This is a genomic window from Brevundimonas sp. D3-1P (assembly GCF_055809335.1).
On sequence record NZ_CM147908.1, the window covers coordinates 1,835,217 to 1,851,291 of the forward strand.

Below are 16,075 nucleotides of genomic sequence, written 5' to 3' on the forward strand. Positions count from 1 at the left end.
CCTTGGGCGCCCGTCGGGCGCCAGGGGCGATAACGCACTGTTGAGCTTATTGCTCCGCCGCTATTGGGGGCCTCAGGCCGGACAACTGTCCGCGCCCGCGTTCAGGCCCAGATTGGTCGGCGGCCGGTCCAGCAGAGGCGACCAGGCCGGGTCGGTGCCGCGACCGTTATAGCCTGCCTGCGACACCACCCGCCCCGACAGGTCCACGGTCCACAGACGCGTGTCGCCGCCCGGCGTCTGGCGCGCGAACATGACGTAGCGACCGTTGGGGGCCCAGTTCGGCCCCTCTTCGAAATAGCTGGAGGACAGGATGCGTTCGCCCGAGCCGTCGGCGTTCATCACCCCGGTCGAGAACCGGCCGCCGCCCTGTTTGGTGAAGGCGATCAGATTGCCGGTCGGACTCCATGACGGCGCCGTATAGACCCCGCCCCCGCGCGAGATCGGCCGCTGGCCCGATCCGTCCGCGCGCATGACATACAGCCGCGCCGAACCCGAACGGTCCGAGGTGAAGACGATCTGGCTCCCGTCCGGGCTGAACGACGGCGAGGTGTCGATGCCCGGGTCGCTGGTCAGCCGCGTGATCTGGCGGCTTCTCAGATCCATCACATAGACGTCGGTATTGCCGCCCCGGATGATCGAAAACGCGATCTTGTTGCCGTCGTTGGAGAAGCGCGGCGCCAGCACCTGGCCGTCGAACTCGCCCAGGCTCTCGCGCCGGCCGGTCGTCAGATTATAGAGGTAGATGCGGCTGTAATCCTTGCCCAGCGCGACGTAGGTGATCTCGTCCGGCTGCGACAGCGAGAAGCGCGGCGACATGATCACCTCGTCGCCTTGCGTCAGATAGGTCGGGTTGAACCCATCCTGATCGGCGATGGTCAGACGGTTGATCCGGTTCAACTGCGTGCCCTCTTCGGACACGAAGATCACGCGGGAATCGAAGAAGCCCGCCTCGCCCGTCATCCGCTGATAGATGACGTCGGAAATCTTGTGCGCGATCCGGCGCCACTGCTCCTGGGTTGCGGTGAACTGATAGCTGACCAGTTGGCACTGGCGATAGGGGTCGTAAAGGCGGAAGCCCACGTCCATCCGCCCGTCGCCGCGCATCGTCACCCCGCCGTACAGCACCGCCTGCGCCCCGATCTGGGTCCACTGGGGAAAGTTCGGCGCATTGGCCAGGGTCAGGCCGGTTTCGATGAAGCTGGACGGGTTCAGCGGCTCGAAGAAGCCCGAGCGCCGCAGATTGGCGCTGACCACGCCGGAGATGTCCGCGCCGTGCGTCCCCGCGAACGGCACGACCGCGATCTGCAGCGGCCGCAACACGCCCTGGTCGATCTCGACCTCGACCGGCTGGGTTTGTTGAGCCGGCGCGGCCTGCGACGTCTGGGCCGCCGTCGTCAGAGGGGCCGCCATCGCGACAGCCGCCACGGAGGCCAGAAGAAGGTTCAGACGCATAAGATGCTCCCATAAGTCTCGAAGGATCGCCGCCCCTTATCGCCAGGCCGTTCGACTTTCGCCAGCTTCACGGGGAATGGGGCGACATTCGGGACGGGGCGGCCTTCCGGGGCTGAGCGGAGCGAAGAACCCGGAGCCCAGGGCCACAGTCGCTGTCGAACGCCTCCAAGGCCTGACGCCCGCCTCCTGGGTTCCGGGTTCGTCCTGCGGATGCCCCGGAATGACGTTTCATGGGCTGAATGGCGATCGAACCTAGCGATTGCGGCATGCTCGTTCGGTGTTGAACGTCGGGCGATAGACGCCGCCGGGGAATCCTTGCGGCACGTCGAAGGGCGCCGTCTGGCGCAGGGCGCGCAGGGCGCCGTCGGCGGCGGCGCGGTAGACGTTCGACGACTGGGCGTTGATCAGGCTGGGTCCGCGCGTGATCCGCCCGTCCGCCGACAAGGTCAGCTCCACCTGAATTCTCAACTGGTCCGCGCCGGGGATGTCGCAGGGCAGGATCCAGTTCGGATAGACCTGATTGAAGATCGCCGTGATTTGCGGTCCCGTCGCCTGGGACGCCGTCCCCGCCCCCTGTTGCCCCGGTGACGGACGGCCGCGATTGTTCGTCGGGCGCGTCGGTCCGGCCAGGGCGTCCAGGTCCAGGCTCGGCTCGGTGCGTTGCGGCGCTGGGCGGGCGGGGGCGGGCGGACTGGGGCGCGGCGTCGGCTGGGCCTTGGTCGGCGGCGCAGGCGTAGGCGGCTGGGGTCGAGGCGTCGGGCGCGGCGGCGTCGGGGTCGGCGTAGGCTTCGGCGTCGGCGTGGGCGTCGGGGCAGGACGCGGCGGCGTGGGTCGCGGCGGGGTCGGGGCCGGACGCGGCTGCGGTTGCGGCGGCGTTGGTTCGGGCGTCGGCGGAACCGGATCGGGCTGCAGCACCGGCGCGGTCGCGGCGTCGTCGGGCGAGGGTTCGGGCTGGGGATTGTCGGCCGGCGCGGCCTGCATCACTTCCTCCGACACGATGGTCACCGGCACCGAGGCGACCAGCGGCTTGGGCTCCTCGACCGTGTGCGACACCGTCACGAAGGCGAGCGCGACCACCCCAGCGTGCAGGGCGAGGGATCCGAGGATGGCCGGGCTCGGACGGCGCAAGGGGCTCAGGCCTCCGGCGCCGTGTCGGTGATCAGGTTCAGCTTGGTGAAGCCCGAGGCGCTAAGCCGCGCCATGACCCGCGCCACCGCCTGATAGGGGGCGCGCCCGTCGGCCCGCACGAAGACCGGCCGTTCCGACGCCTTGTCCGCCCCGCCCGCCTCGGTCAGCAGCCTTTCGGACAGGGCGTCGAACGCCGTCTCGCTGTCGCCCACGAAGATGGCGCCCTGCTGGTCGATGCTGACCGACAGGGGTTCGGACTTGATCTCGACCGCGCTGGCCTCGGTCTTGGGCAGTTCGACCGGAACCCCCACCGTCAGAAGGGGCGCCGAGATCATGAAGATGATCAGCAGCACCAGCATCACGTCCACCAGGGGCGTGACGTTGATCTCGGTCAGGGGCCCTTTGCGCCCCCGCCGTCCGCGACGCCCGCCGCCGCTTCCACCGCCGCCCAGCGCCACGGCTCAGCCGCCCCGCTTCAGGCTGAGGTCGGCGGCGGGCGGGGGCGGAGGCGGCGGGGCCGACGGCGCGCCCAGCCGGCGCGCCACCGCCGCCTGCAGATCGTCGGCGAACGCCTCCAGCCGGCCGGCGAACTTGCCCGCGTCGATCGAGAACTTGTTGTAGGCGATATAGGCCGGGATGGCCGCCGCCAGGCCGATGGCCGTGGCGAACAGGGCTTCGGCGATGGCCGGCGCCACCGTGGTCAGATTGGTGTTGCCCGCCGCCGCGATCCGGCCGAACGCGTTCATGATGCCCCACACCGTGCCGAACAGGCCGATGAAGGGCGAGGCCGTGGCCACCACCGACAGCACGCCCAGCCCGTTCTCGATCCGCTGGCTCTCGCGCGCGATCAGGCTGTTCATCGCCTTGTCGATGCGGACCAGCAGGAGGTCGCCTTGATGATCGTTCAGCACCCCGCGCTGACGCGCCTCACGCCAGTCCGACAGGGCGATCACCAGCATCCGCGGCAGGGCGTGATCGGGTTCCGGCCCGGCCTGGGTCGCCACCTCTTCCAGCGACCGGCCCGACTGGACCGCCTTTTCGAACTCGTCGGCCTGCCGGTTCAGGGCGGTGAACCGCACCGCCTTGTCGATGATAATGGTCCACGACCAGATCGAGGCCGCAGCCAGCCCGATCATCACGCTCTTGACCACCCAGTCGGCGGTCATGAACAGTTCGACCGGGTTCATCATCGCGGCGTCGACGGGCGTGGTCATTCAGGCGCTCCGGGCGGAATCGGGATCGTTCACGCCTGTTCGAACCAGCGGGCGTGACCATTGTGTGGCGTCCGGCCCGTTTAGCGACGACCCGACCGCGCGTCATCTGACAGGCGCGTCATAACGGTTAACAGCGAGTTACTCCGACGCCAGGGATCAGCCGAAACCGCCGCTTGCGCCCGCCTGCGCGGTTCGTAAGCTGGACCGAACAGACGCCTGGGGTTTCATGCACGCGCGAACCGCTGACATCGACGACGCCCCCGGCCTGAGCCGCGTGCTGCGCGAAATCATCGAACAGACGGGTCGAGACCGGCCGAACGACGAAGCCTTCGTGCTTCGGACCTATATCGCCAATCCGACCCGCGTTCGCTGCACGGTCGCCGTCGGTCCCCCGGGCGAGATTCTGGGTTTCCAGTCGCTGATCCGGGCCGTGGCGGGCAACCCCTACGACGTGCCGGCGGGCTGGGGCGTCATCGGCTCCCACGTCAGCCCCCGCGCGCACCGCCAAGGCGTCGGGACGGCTCTGTTCCAATCCAGCCTGGAGGCGGCCCGGAATGCGGGGCTGGAGAAGATCGACGCCTATATCCGCGCCGATAATCCAGGTGCGCTCGCCTACTATCAGGCTCTGGGTTTCCGCACCTACCGCACCCGAGATGGCGTGGTGCAGAAGGTCTATTCCGTCAGCGCCTCCTGAGGCCGGCCCGCCCTATTCCGCGCCCGTCCGCCGCGCATTCGGATCGACCGCCACCGACACCGGGGCGCCGACGCTGATGATGACGCCTTCGTGGCCCTCCTTGGCGATGGAATAGGTGGCGGCGTCCTTCAGCAGCTGTTCTTCGCAGACCCGGTCGCCCGCGCGGCCCAGTTCGGCGCAACCGCGCTTGGCCGCGTCGGTCCAGCCCAGCACCCGGCGCGTCGCCGCCTCGGCCCGCTTGATCGCCGCCTCGTCTTCGGCCGCCGCCTGGGCGATCAGGGCCTGACGCGCGCCCTGCTGATATTGCAGCTCGGCCTGACCCGCCATCTTGCGTTCCCAGACCTTGTAATAGGGACAACCCACCAGGCCGCCGCCGACCAAAAGCAGCACCAGCAGCACCGAAACCGTCACCGCGCTGGCCGACATATTATAGTTCTGCGTCGTCATGATCTTTTCCCCGTTCGGACGATCCTAGTCGGCGGTCCCGCTCGCCGCCAGCCACGGCGTCACCTTCTCGACCAGCCCCTTCGACGGTCTGCGCGGCCGGCCGTCCAGATGGATGCACACGGCCGTCACCTCGGCCCGGCACAAGACCTCGCCCGCCCGTTCCACGCTCTGGCGGATGATCAGCCGCACACCCTTCACCTGCTCATAGACGGTGCGCACCATCAGGGCGTCGTCGATGCGCGCGGGCTTGAGGTATCTGATGTTCAGCTCCGACACCACGAAGGCCAGCGGCTCGGCCTCTTCCAGCAGGTCGGCGTGGCCCACCCCGATGGCGCGCAGGAAGTCCGACCGCCCCCGCTCGAAATAGCGCACATAGTTGGCGTGATAGACCAGGCCGGTGAAATCGGTGTCCTCGTAATAGACGCGCACGGGGAGCAGGTGCTCTCGCCCGTCGAATCGGCCAGCCGTGGGTTGGTCCTGGGTCATGACGCCAATCTAGCGCAAGGCGCGGCTCAGCGCGCCCCCGCCAGACGCCCCTCCGCGCCTCCCGCCGTCCGGGCCGGCGCGGCCATGAAGCCGGGGCAATACCGCTCCCGCATCTCGCGGAACTCGGTCGGCAGGGGATCGTCGCTGAACAGGATGCGGTTGGGAATGGAAACGAAGGCGGTCGCCGGGGCGCCGGGTCCGCGTCCGATATAGCCGCACACCGCCCGCCTCTGTCCCGGCTCGGAATAGCGCAGTTCGGCGCCCGGTCCCGCCTGGAGACGGATCTGGCGCATCACGCGCTGGTCCGCCGGCTCGGGCGGCGGCGCGCCCTCGGGCCACGCCATCAGCCAGACCCCGATCGCGCACAGGCCCAGCAGACCCGCGGCCAGGATCAGGGCCAATGTCCGTCGCCTGCGCAGGGACGGGCCGCGCATCGCCTCAGCCCGCCTCTGCGGTCTCGATGAAGTCCAGCGGCGCATCCGCCGCCGGCAGGCAGCTTCGGTCAACCGGCTTGGACGGATCGCGCAGGAAGTCGCGCGCCATCTTTCGCGTGCAGGGGCTGGCGTTGATGACCCCGTGGGTGGCGTTGGTCACGATCACCACCTGGCTGTTCGAATAGCCCCTGGCCGCCGCCTCGGTAAGGGGCGGCGGACAGCCCGGGTCGATCTCGGCGGCGACGAACAGGGTCGGGATGTCGGTCTTGACCGGCAGGTTCTCGATGGGCGCGGCCGGGGTCTCGCCCACCGCCTCGCACACGTCGAACAGACGCGACAGCGACGGGACCAGCACCTCCGCCACCGGATCGCCGGCCGCGCCGGCCGCCAGCCGCGCCCTGGATTCGAACGGCAGCTCCTCCTTGCACAGATGCGCCATATGCTGGCCCTCGGTGTAATAGGTGCGGTCCTCGGCGATGGCGGCGACGGGCGACAGGTCGCCGGCGATGATCTTCTCCAGATCGGCCGGCAGACGCCGCACCCCCATCCGATCATAGGTGGTGTCCATCAGAAAGGCCGACAGGTCGTCGACGGTGAACCGCGTCCCGTCCCTGCCCGCGACCGGCCCCGCCAGCCATTTGCGCGCCTCGGCCTCGAACCGGGCCTGAAGGTTCGGATGCCGCGCCGCGCAGGCGGCCTGCGCCTGGCATTTGCCCAGGATGATCTTCACCGCCGCCGACACCTGCTCGGGCGTGCCGACGGCCCAGTTGCCCTCGGGCGGCCAGGGGCTGTCCATCACCGCCGCCCGCACGATCTGCGGCTGATGGGTGATCACCGCCGCCTCGATGCGCGGGCCATAGGAGCCGCCCCACAGGTCGATCTTGTCGTATCCCAGCACCTGGGCCAGATCGCGCACGTCGTCGGCGATGACGGCGGCGTTGTACTGGTTCAGGTCGATCCCTTGCGCCTGATAGGCCTTCAGACAGGCGATCAGCCCGTCGCGGTCCTTGTCCGACGGCGGCCCCGCATCGGTCAGCTGCACGCCCGGACAGTCCATCGACGGATCGCCCGCCCCGCCGCCGCGCTGGTCGAACAGAACCACGTCCTGATCCACGGCCATCAGATCCGGCCGCTGCGACAGGGCGCGAAGGATGGCGCCTGCCCCCGGCGTCATCGCCCCGCCCGGTCCGCCATGGAACATGAAGACCGGCGGCAGGGTCCCACCCGACGCGTCGCGATAGGGTTGGGTGGCCTTCAGCACCACCACCGCCACGTCGATGCGCCGGTCGCTGGCTGCGCCCCGCGCCTCGTCCACCGTCAGGGCGCCGCACCGCACCTCGCGCACGCCTGCGGGCCAATCGGCGGGACAGGGCTTTTCGGTGAAGACGGGATCGGCCGCCCGGGCCGGCGTCAACGCCGCTCCGCCGCTCCACAATCCAAGGCTCAGAACCAATGCCGCGAAAGGACGAAAGATCATGGGGCGCTCCGCTATCGCCCGAGCAAACGCCGATCCGCCCCGCCTTGGCAACGCCTATTCGAACAGGTCGCCGGGGACCGGCCCCGCGACGGGCGGCGGCGGCGCGCTCAGTCCCAGGTGGGCATAGGCCTTGGCGCAGGCGACCCGGCCGCGCGGGGTGCGCATGATGAAACCCTGCTGAAGCAGATAGGGTTCGATCACGTCCTCGACGGCGTCGCGCGCCTCGGCGATGGCGGCGGCCAGGGTGTCCATCCCCACCGGCCCCCCGCCATAGTTCTCGATCAGCGCCTTCAAGAACCGCCGGTCCAGGCTGTCCAGCCCGGATTCGTCCACTTCCAGCCGCGCCAGCGCGCGCGCCGACGCCGCCCTGGTGATCGTCTCGCAGCCGTCGGCGTCGGCGAAGTCCCGCACCCGGCGCAGCAGCCGCCCGGCGATGCGCGGCGTGCCCCGCGCCCGGCGCGCGATCTCCAGCGCGCCGCCCTCGTCTATGCCGGCCCCCATCTTCCTCGCCGTGCCCCGCACCACGGCGGTCAGTTCCTCGGGGCTGTAGAACTCCAGCCGCAGCGGGATGCCGAACCGGTCTCTCAGCGGCGTGGCCAAGAGGCCCGCCCGCGTCGTCGCCCCGACCAGGGTGAAGGGCGCCAGGTCGATCCGCACGCTACGCGCCGACGGCCCCTCGCCGATGATCAGGTCCAGCACATGGTCCTCCATCGCCGGATAAAGAATCTCCTCGACCTGGGGGCTGAGCCGGTGGATTTCGTCGATGAACAGGACGTCTCGCGGCTCGAGGTTCGTCAGGATCGCCGCCAGATCGCCCGCCTTGGCCAGGATCGGTCCCGAGGTCGCCCGGAACCCGACGCCCAGCTCGCGCGCCACGATCTGGGCCAGGGTCGTCTTGCCCAGGCCGGGAGGGCCGAACAGCAGCACATGGTCCAGCGCCTCGCCCCGGTTCCGGGCAGCGTCGATGAAGACCTTCAGATTGCCCTTGGCCTGCGACTGGCCGACGAATTCCGCCAGGGTCTGCGGCCGCAGCGCCCGGTCATAGGCTTCGCCGGGCGCCGACGCAGGGGAGATGATGCGGTCTTCGGTCATCGGGCGCCCGAGTGGCGAGTGGCGAGTGGCGAGTGACGAGTGACGAGTGAGCAAAGCAGTGAGCGAATTGGTGCGACGCGCACCGACGCCAGGCTCACTCCTTGCTCACTCGCACTTTTCACATCTCGCCACTCGCCACTCGCCACTCGCCACTCCAAAATCACCGCCCCAACTCCTGCAGGGCCGCGCGGATCACCGCCGACAGATCGGCCTCCTCGCCCAGCCGGATCAGGGCTTGGTCGACCGCCCGGCGCGCATTGACCTCGACCACGCCCAGGCCCAGCAGGGCCGAGACCGCCTCGCCGGTCAGCGACGGCGGGGAAGGCGCGACCTCGACGTGCATCCCCGGCGCATGGGGAGCAAAGCTGACCTCGCCCAGCGCCTTGCCCTTCAGTTCGGTGACGATCCGCAGCGCCAATTTCGGCCCCACGCCGCTGGCCCGCGCCACCGCCGCCTTGTCCTCGCGCGCCACCGCCCCGGCCAGCTCGCCCGGCGGCAGCACGTCCAGCACCGCCAGCGCCGCCTTCGGACCCACCCCCTGGATGGCCAGCAGGGTCGCAAAGGCCCGCCGCTCGTCGCGCGTCAGAAAACCGTACAGGCGCGGCCCCGCGTCCTCGCTCCATTGCGAATGGATGTGAAGCGTCGCCTCGTCGCCCGGCGCCGGCAGCCGCCCCAGCGTCCGCGCCCCGCACGTCGCCACATAGCCCACGCCCGCGCAGTCGATCAGGCAGTCCGCCTCCCCGACCTCGGCCAGCACCCCTCTCAGACGCCCGATCACGCCGCGCCCCGCGTCATCGCTTCCAGCAAGGACCGTTTCCTCAACTGCGCATGGGTGATGGCCACGGCCAAGGCGTCCGCCGCGTCCGCCTTCACGTCCCCGGCGGTCGGCAGCAGCCGCTTGACCATGAAGGCGATCTGGCTCTTGTCGGCGTGGCCGGCGCCCACCACCGCCTTCTTGATCAGGTTCGGCGAATATTCCGCGACCGCCAGCCCCGCCTTGGCCGGCGCCAGCATTACCGCCGCCCGCGCATGGCCCAGCTTCAGGGTCGAGGACGGGTTCACATTGACGAACACCTCCTCCACCGCCGCCTCCTCGCAGCCGTGGTCGGCGCAGATCGCTCCCACATGGTCCAGCAGATGCACCAGGCGCTCGGCGAAGGGCGCGGCCTCGGGCGGCGTCACCACCCCGTGCGCGATCCAGCGCAGCCGTGACCCTTCGGCCGCGATCACCCCCCATCCGGTGCGCCGAAGGCCCGGGTCCAGGCCGATGATTCTGATCGGTTCGTTCGCCATCCGTTCCCCTCATGCCGCAAAGAGGGTTAGCGGGCAATGAACGGTTTCAGTCGTCGCGCGGGTCCAGCCGATAGGCGACCACGCCAGGGATGGCGCACAGCTGTTCGGCCAGCCGCTTCAGCTGGCCCTCCTCCGCCGCTTTCAGCCGCCAGCTGCGCCGCACCTTCGCGCCGTCGTCGAACAGTTCGAAACGGTCGTGGCGCGCGTCGGCGTCTATGCCTTTCAGCGCCGTCTCGACGGCCGGTTCGGGCGACGCCTCGCGCCGCTCCCAGCAGATTTCGACGTCCACCACCGTCCGCGCCGGCAGCCGTCCGCTGATCAGCCGCAGTCCGACCAGGATCGCCGCCGTCACCCCCGTCGCCGCCGCGCCTAACGCATAGAGACCCGCGCCGAACAGCAGGCCGATGGCCGAGGTGATCCACAGCGAGGCCGCCGTCGTCAGGCCGTGGATCGAAAACCCGGTGCGGAAGATCACCCCGGCGCACAGGAAGCCGATGCCGGTCAGCACCCCGTGCGCCATGCGCGTCGGATCGGTGACGATGTTCTCGTCCGGCAGGGCGCGGAACGCCCAGTCCGCCTGCGACATGGCCGCCACCATCAGCAGCGCCGAGGCCAGGCTGACCAGGATATGTGTGCGCAGGCCCGCCGCCCGCCCGCGCCATTCGCGTTCGAAGCCGATCACCCCGCCCGCGACCAGCGCGCCCAGGATCGGCAGGACCGCGCCTTCAAGACTGCCCAGGTTCATCCGCCTTCAACGACGCGGCCAGACTTCACGTTCCGCACCCGGATGATCAGCCGTGTTGCTCGACATAGGTTTCGGGGTCCTTGTTGACCGGCTTGACCCCGGTGATGTGCTCGGCCTCGAAGGCTGCGAACTTGACCGCCAGGGCGTGCCGCGTGGCGATATCGGCGTTGATGCGGAAGTCGGTCAGACCCTGCCGCTCCTCCTCGCCCATATGTTTGGAGTTGACCACATTGGCTTCGCCCACCGCCTCGAACCAGGCCTTGGTCCCGACCGCGTGCTTTTCCACCGCCTTGACGGCATTGCGCAGCTTGTTGTGGTCCTCGATGGCGTCCTCGGTCTCGCCCTCGACCGTGCCGTCCTCGGCGTCGTTGGCGCCTTCGCCCTGTTTCAGCAGTTCGGGATAGAAGAACCGCTCCTCGGCCTCGGCGTGGACGTCCAGAAAGGCCGACAGCCTCAGCCAGACCGCGCTCAACGCCTCGGTGTCCTTGGGGTCGATCTGCTCGATGATCGAGAACAGCCGGCGCTGTTCGGCATGGTCGTCGAGGATCAGCTGGGTGATGTCCATGGGTCGCTCCGGGCGTAACGGTGAAGCCTCGTTACGCCCGGCGCCAGACCCGGTTCCGTGAGAACGACTCGCGCCCTATTTGGGGATGTGGTCGCGCGAGACCTCTTCGCCCAAGGCCGCGTCAGCCGCCGCGATCAGATCGGTCGCGCCGCCCATCACCCCGCGTATTTGGCGGCGTCCTCGTCTGACACGTCCTCGTTGGAATAGACGGCCGAGACGTCGTCTTCGGCGTCCAGCGCGTCCAGCAGCTTGAACAGGGTCCCGACCGCCTCGCCCGTGACCGGCACTTCGGACTGGGGCTTCCAGACGATGGCGGTGGACTTGGGATCGCCCAGCACCTTGGACATGGCCTCGGCCACCTCGTTCAGGTCCTCGTAGGCGGTCCAGATCACATGGCCCGGCGCGTCCTCGTAGATGTCGGGCTTGACCAGATCGCTCTCGACGTCCTGGGCGCCGGCCTCGATGGCGGCCTCCATCACCGCGTCCTCGCTGCCCGCCTCGGCCGGATAGACGATCTTGCCGACCTTGTCCCACATGAAGGCGACCGAGTTCATCTCGCCCAGCGCCCCGCCGTTCTTCTTGAAGGCCGTGCCGATGTTGGACGCCGCGCGGTTGCGGTTGTCGGTCAGGGCTTCGACGATGATGCCGACCCCGCCCGGACCCCGGCCCTCGTAGCGGACCTCCTCCATCGTATCGACGTCGCCGCCGGCGGCCTTGTTGATGGCGCGCTGGATCACGTCCTTGGGCAGGCTTTCGGCCTTGGCGTTGTTGACCGCCAGGCGCAGGCGCGGGTTCGCCGCCGGATCGGGCAGGCCCGACTTGGCCGCCACGGTGATGTCGCGCGACAGTTTGGAGAACAGCTTGGAGCGCTGCGCATCGGCGCGCCCCTTGCGGTGCATGATGTTCTTGAATTTCGAATGGCCGGCCATGGGATCGTCTTTTGCGCGTTCTGAAACCTTGAGCCGCGCCTCCTAAACGATGGGCGGCATCCTGTCACGATGGGTCGCAGGGGTGGAACCTCGACCGTTTGCGCGTATTGATCCCGACGAGAAAGACGGAGCGTAAAGTCATGACCGCCGACGACACCATCTACGAAGCTGAAGGCTATGCCGACGACGACCTGCACGAGGCCGACATCGTCGAATGGTACGAAGCCCGTCCCGTCACCGTCTCCACCGCCGTCGCCGCCGGCGCCGTCGTCGCCGCATTCACCCTGGGCGCCCTCGCCGCCGTCGGCGCCCTGTTCCTGATCGGCCGCCTGGACGACTGACGCCGTCTTTCATCCTCTAGCCCGCGAAGCAGGTTCCTGCTTTCGCGAGGATGACCGCAAACAGGATCCTCAGGCCGCCTCCACCGTCACCGACTGACGCACCATCTGGCAGCGCTCCTGGGTGGTCAGGAAGGCGATGTCGGCGGCGTCCCGGCCGCAGGCGATCCGCACCAGGCCTTCGACCGGCGCCAGGCCCGTCGCATCGACCAGCCACCAGCCGTTGTCCAGCCAGACCTCGAAGATGGCGTGGAAATCGGGCGGCTCCAGTTGGTGAGCGAAGGCGCTGACCGCACGCGCCGGAATGCCCGAGGCTCGGCACAGCGTCATGCCCAGGTGGGTGAAGTCGCGGCATACCCCGGCGCGGTCGATGAAGGTGCGCGCCGCCGTCGTTTCGGTGTCCGACACCCCATGCTCGTAATCGACGTGTTCGGTGATCCAGTTCAGGATGGCCAGCACCCGCGCCCCGCCGGCGGTGTCGCCGAACTCGCGCGCCACGAAGCGGCCGAACTGGTCCGAGGGGCAATAGCGGCTGGGCTGGAGATAGGGCAGAACCTCGGCCGGCAGTTCGCCCCAGTCGTGCTGCGACACCTCGGGCGGCAGGCCCTTCAGCACGCCGTTGTCGACCAGGGCGTGATAGGTCAGCGTCACTTCGCCCGAGACATGGCAGCGCAAGGTGCGCGCGCCGAAATCGACGTCCTCGTCCTCGTGAAACTGGACCGGGGGATCGAAGGTCAGGCTTTCCTCCAGAATGTCCTGACCGGGCCAGTGGGCCACCTGGATCTTGTAGATGGCGTCCGTCGGCGGATCGAAGCGATAGACGAGCTCGGCGCGCACGCGCAGTTTCATGAGGGCGACCGATCCAGCCAGCGATAAAAAGAGAGACGCTGCTGAACGTCAGGCGACCTGAGCCGTTCCGTTCAGCGTCACGCCTTCTAGCGCGCCCGCGCTTCCGAGAAAATCGACAAGACAACACAGTGTGTTAATCTGAACCCATGAGTGCTTCCCCTGTTCTCCTCGCCCTTCGGGAAGCCACCGCCGCCGCCCACGACAAGCTCGAAATCGAGGCCCGGATCGAGGCGCGTCTGGCCGATGTTCGCACACGGCCGGCTACGGTCGCGGCCTTTTATCGTTTTCATGCGGGGCTGGAGCCCGTCAGCCATATCCAGGTCGCCCGGCTGAACGCCGCGGTCGGCGGCGATTTCGAACCCCGCTCCCGCGCAGACGGGATCGTGCGGGATCTGGCGGCGCTGGGCCTGACGCCGCCCCCTGCCGCCTCTGCCGAAGGCCCCGGCACGGCGGGACAAGCCCTGGGCTGGGTCTATGTGGCTGAAGGCTCCATGCTGGGCGGACGGATCATCCGTCGGCGGCTTGCGGCCGATGGCCTTGGCCTGGACGGTTTGGATTTTCTCGATCCCTATGGCGAAGAGACGGGCGCACGCTGGCGCGCCTTCATGACCTTGATGGACGCGGCCTGCGCCGCCGGGCGCGCCGACATCGACCAGATCGTCAAGGGCGGTGTCGACGGCTTCGCCTTTGCACGCCACACCCTGCGCGTTCCCGCCCGGGAGGCCGCATGACCGAGCCTCTCGATCAGGCCGGGCCGGACCTGACCCAGTGCGACCGGGAGCCGATCCATGTTCCGGGGTCGATCCAGCCGCACGGCTTCTTGCTGGTGTTGGACCTGCGATCGCTTACCGTTCGCCAGGGCGCCGGTCCGATTGAACAGCTGACCGGACGCGACGCCTGGATCGGCGCCTCGGTAGGAGACATCCTGGGCGACGCGCTGGATCGCCGCATCCGCTCGATGGCGGCCCTGCAGGAAGCCGGGTTCGCCTGCCGGTGGCGGGCGGCCAATCGGCTGGAGTACGACGTCGTCGTCCATAGGGTGCCGGGCGACAGGTCCGGCCCGCCCGGCGATCTGATGATCATCGAGGTCGAGCAAAGCTCGCAGCAGGCCCGGCTGGGCGTCGAACTGGTCGCCGGTCTGGACACCGCAGGAGCAGCCCTGGAACGGGCGGCGAGCGTTCAGGGCCTGTGCGACCGGGCGGCCGAGGCGTTTCGCCGCCTGACCGGCTTCGACCGGGTGATGATCTATCGGTTCCAGGACGACGAGGCCGGCCGTGTGGTGGCCGAATCCCGCGCCGAGGGGGCCGGATCGTTCCTGAACCATCATTTTCCCGCCACAGACATTCCGCGCCAGGCCCGCGCCCTTTATCTGCGCAATCCCGTTCGCGTCATCCCCGACAGCCGCTACGTCCCCCAGCCGTTGCGCCCCGTCATCTCCGGCGAACCGCCGCTGGACATGAGCGACAGCGGCCTGCGGTCAGTGTCGCCGGTTCATCTGCAGTATCTGCGGAACATGGACGTGCGGGCCTCGGCCTCGGTGTCCATCATCGTCGACGACGCCCTGTGGGGGCTGGTCGCCTGCCACAACGCCTCGCCCAAGCTGCTGCCGTTCGAACTGCGCGTCGGCTGCACGACCCTGGCGCGGAATCTGGCGCGCCAGTTGAAGGCCAAGAGCGACGCCGAGCTTTATCGGGACCGGACGCGCCTGCGCCGGCTGGAGGACGAACTGATCGCGCGCCTGCCGGCCGACAGGCCGCTGGACGTCGCCCTGGCCGAGCGCGCCGAACCGCTGATGCAGCTGACCGGGGCGGACGGTCTGGCCATCGTGTCCGAGGGCGAGATCAGGACCTTCGGCCATACGCCGCCGGTCGACGGCGTTCGCCGCATCGCCGCCTGGGCGGCGGAACGGCCGGGCGTCCGCCCCGTGTTCACCCACGCCCTTTCCACCGTCCTGCCCGAGGCCAGGGCCTGGACCACCCACGGCAGCGGCTTGCTGGCCGTCGCGCTTCCGATCGAGCATCCGCTGTCGATCCTGTGGTTCCGCGCCGAGGTGCTGGAGACGGTGCGCTGGGCCGGCGATCCCGAAACCGCGCGCAAGACCGGCCCCAACGCCGTCCTGACGCCCCGCGCCTCGTTCGAGAGCTGGTCCGAGGAGGTGGCGGGCCGCGCACGGCGCTGGTCGCCCGCCGCCGTCGAATCCGCCGCACGGCTGCGCGACGCCCTGGCCGACTACGCCGCCATCGACCAGCTGAGGCGGCTGAACCGGTCGTTGCTGGACAGTCTTTCCGAGCGCGACCTGCGGCTGGAGCAGCAGCAGTATCTGATCCGCGAGGTGAACCATCGGGTCCAGAACAGCCTGACCCTGGTGTCCAGCTTCCTGGGACTTCAGGCGCGCGAGCAGACGGGGCCGGCGGCGACGGCCTTGAACGAGGCGCGGCGGCGCGTGCGGGCGGTCTCGGCCGTGCACAGCCTGTTGTACATCGGCGAGAACGCCACCACCATCGACATGGGCCGCTATATCGGCGAACTGGTCGCCGACCTGACCGCCAGCATGGGACCGGATTGGGCCGCCGCCACCGAGACGGACCTGGCGCCGGTCGACATCCAGGCTGGCCGCGCCGTGACCATCGGCCTGATCCTGACCGAACTGATCATCAACGCCCAGAAATACGCCTATCGGGGCAGGCCCGGCCCGTTGCGCATCGCCTTGGCGGCGGATGGAGCCAACTTCCGCCTGACGGTCGAGGACGAAGGCGGCGGCGGCCATCTGGCCGGCAAGGGGTTCGGCTCGATGATGATCCAGAGCCTGGTCGGCCAGTTGGAAGGCGCCATCGACTATCGGGATCGCGGCCCCGGCCTGGCCGTCACCCTGAAGGCGCGGATCGACCCGCTGATTTGACCGGCGGGCTGTGGCGTCGGGTCGCAGGGCGGC

General features: G+C 69.1%; 19 protein-coding genes. 4 read left to right on the forward strand and 15 right to left on the reverse strand.

Features of this window, described 5'->3' with window-relative positions; all coding sequences use genetic code 11:
- Positions 1-72 precede the first annotated feature (72 nt).
- The 4 genes from tolB to tolQ form a co-directional block, all read right to left on the reverse strand.
- Complete coding sequence (gene tolB / locus AC0L6G_RS09360) at positions 73-1,452, reverse strand: Tol-Pal system beta propeller repeat protein TolB (RefSeq protein ID WP_473251997.1); 1,380 nt, start codon at positions 1,450-1,452, stop codon at positions 73-75.
- A 252-nt stretch (positions 1,453-1,704) separates the two neighbouring features.
- Entirely contained in the window at positions 1,705-2,580 is an 876-nt protein-coding gene (locus AC0L6G_RS09365; RefSeq protein WP_473251998.1) for a hypothetical protein, read from the reverse strand.
- Between the two features lie 5 nt (positions 2,581-2,585).
- A complete protein-coding gene (locus tag AC0L6G_RS09370; protein ID WP_473251999.1) occupies positions 2,586-3,038 on the reverse strand; it encodes an ExbD/TolR family protein in 453 nt (150 codons plus the stop codon).
- A gap of 3 nt (positions 3,039-3,041) precedes the next feature.
- On the reverse strand, positions 3,042-3,794 hold the full coding sequence (gene tolQ / locus AC0L6G_RS09375; RefSeq protein WP_473252000.1) for a protein TolQ: 753 nt from the start codon (positions 3,792-3,794) through the stop codon (positions 3,042-3,044).
- A gap of 226 nt (positions 3,795-4,020) precedes the next feature.
- Between tolQ and AC0L6G_RS09380 the strand changes: the two genes are divergently transcribed.
- Positions 4,021-4,488, forward strand: a complete 468-nt coding sequence (locus AC0L6G_RS09380) for a GNAT family N-acetyltransferase (RefSeq protein WP_473252001.1) — start codon at positions 4,021-4,023, stop codon at positions 4,486-4,488.
- 12 nt (positions 4,489-4,500) lie between these two features.
- Here AC0L6G_RS09380 and AC0L6G_RS09385 read toward each other — a convergent pair whose 3' ends face one another.
- The 10 genes from AC0L6G_RS09385 to AC0L6G_RS09430 all read right to left on the reverse strand — a co-directional run bounded on the left by AC0L6G_RS09385 (position 4,501) and on the right by AC0L6G_RS09430 (position 11,956).
- Positions 4,501-4,935, reverse strand: coding sequence for a hypothetical protein (locus tag AC0L6G_RS09385; protein WP_291536484.1), 435 nt, complete (start codon positions 4,933-4,935; stop codon positions 4,501-4,503).
- Positions 4,936-4,959: 24 nt separating this feature from the next.
- Positions 4,960-5,421 (reverse strand): tol-pal system-associated acyl-CoA thioesterase, encoded by a 462-nt coding sequence (gene ybgC, locus AC0L6G_RS09390; RefSeq protein ID WP_473252002.1) that lies wholly within the window; start codon positions 5,419-5,421, stop codon positions 4,960-4,962.
- A 26-nt stretch (positions 5,422-5,447) separates the two neighbouring features.
- On the reverse strand, positions 5,448-5,855 hold the full coding sequence (locus AC0L6G_RS09395) for a hypothetical protein (protein WP_473252003.1): 408 nt from the start codon (positions 5,853-5,855) through the stop codon (positions 5,448-5,450).
- Positions 5,856-5,859: 4 nt separating this feature from the next.
- Entirely contained in the window at positions 5,860-7,332 is a 1,473-nt protein-coding gene (locus AC0L6G_RS09400) for an alpha/beta hydrolase (protein WP_473252004.1), read from the reverse strand.
- A 54-nt stretch (positions 7,333-7,386) separates the two neighbouring features.
- Positions 7,387-8,424: a Holliday junction branch migration DNA helicase RuvB gene (ruvB, locus tag AC0L6G_RS09405; protein ID WP_291536489.1), complete on the reverse strand. Its 1,038-nt coding sequence runs from the start codon at positions 8,422-8,424 to the stop codon at positions 7,387-7,389.
- 160 nt (positions 8,425-8,584) lie between these two features.
- Positions 8,585-9,202: a Holliday junction branch migration protein RuvA gene (gene ruvA, locus AC0L6G_RS09410; RefSeq protein WP_473252005.1), complete on the reverse strand. Its 618-nt coding sequence runs from the start codon at positions 9,200-9,202 to the stop codon at positions 8,585-8,587.
- A complete protein-coding gene (gene ruvC / locus AC0L6G_RS09415) occupies positions 9,199-9,717 on the reverse strand; it encodes a crossover junction endodeoxyribonuclease RuvC (RefSeq protein ID WP_293828256.1) in 519 nt (172 codons plus the stop codon). The genes ruvA and ruvC overlap by 4 nt, the downstream gene beginning before the upstream one ends.
- 46 nt (positions 9,718-9,763) lie before the next feature.
- On the reverse strand, positions 9,764-10,462 hold the full coding sequence (locus AC0L6G_RS09420) for an MgtC/SapB family protein (RefSeq protein WP_473252006.1): 699 nt from the start codon (positions 10,460-10,462) through the stop codon (positions 9,764-9,766).
- Positions 10,463-10,508: 46 nt separating this feature from the next.
- On the reverse strand, positions 10,509-11,027 hold the full coding sequence (locus tag AC0L6G_RS09425) for a hemerythrin domain-containing protein (RefSeq protein ID WP_473252007.1): 519 nt from the start codon (positions 11,025-11,027) through the stop codon (positions 10,509-10,511).
- Between the two features lie 155 nt (positions 11,028-11,182).
- Positions 11,183-11,956: a YebC/PmpR family DNA-binding transcriptional regulator gene (locus tag AC0L6G_RS09430; RefSeq protein WP_293828252.1), complete on the reverse strand. Its 774-nt coding sequence runs from the start codon at positions 11,954-11,956 to the stop codon at positions 11,183-11,185.
- 140 nt (positions 11,957-12,096) lie between these two features.
- On the opposite strand from AC0L6G_RS09430, the gene AC0L6G_RS09435 reads away from it, so the two are divergent.
- A complete protein-coding gene (locus tag AC0L6G_RS09435) occupies positions 12,097-12,297 on the forward strand; it encodes a hypothetical protein (RefSeq protein ID WP_291536496.1) in 201 nt (66 codons plus the stop codon).
- Positions 12,298-12,366: 69 nt separating this feature from the next.
- Here AC0L6G_RS09435 and AC0L6G_RS09440 read toward each other — a convergent pair whose 3' ends face one another.
- Positions 12,367-13,143: a transglutaminase-like domain-containing protein gene (locus AC0L6G_RS09440; RefSeq protein ID WP_473252008.1), complete on the reverse strand. Its 777-nt coding sequence runs from the start codon at positions 13,141-13,143 to the stop codon at positions 12,367-12,369.
- 146 nt (positions 13,144-13,289) lie between these two features.
- Between AC0L6G_RS09440 and AC0L6G_RS09445 the strand changes: the two genes are divergently transcribed.
- Positions 13,290-13,874: a biliverdin-producing heme oxygenase gene (locus AC0L6G_RS09445; protein WP_473252009.1), complete on the forward strand. Its 585-nt coding sequence runs from the start codon at positions 13,290-13,292 to the stop codon at positions 13,872-13,874.
- Positions 13,871-16,042, forward strand: a complete 2,172-nt coding sequence (locus AC0L6G_RS09450; protein ID WP_473252010.1) for a histidine kinase dimerization/phosphoacceptor domain -containing protein — start codon at positions 13,871-13,873, stop codon at positions 16,040-16,042. Before AC0L6G_RS09445 ends, AC0L6G_RS09450 begins: the two co-directional genes overlap by 4 nt.
- Positions 16,043-16,075: the final 33 nt, after the last annotated feature.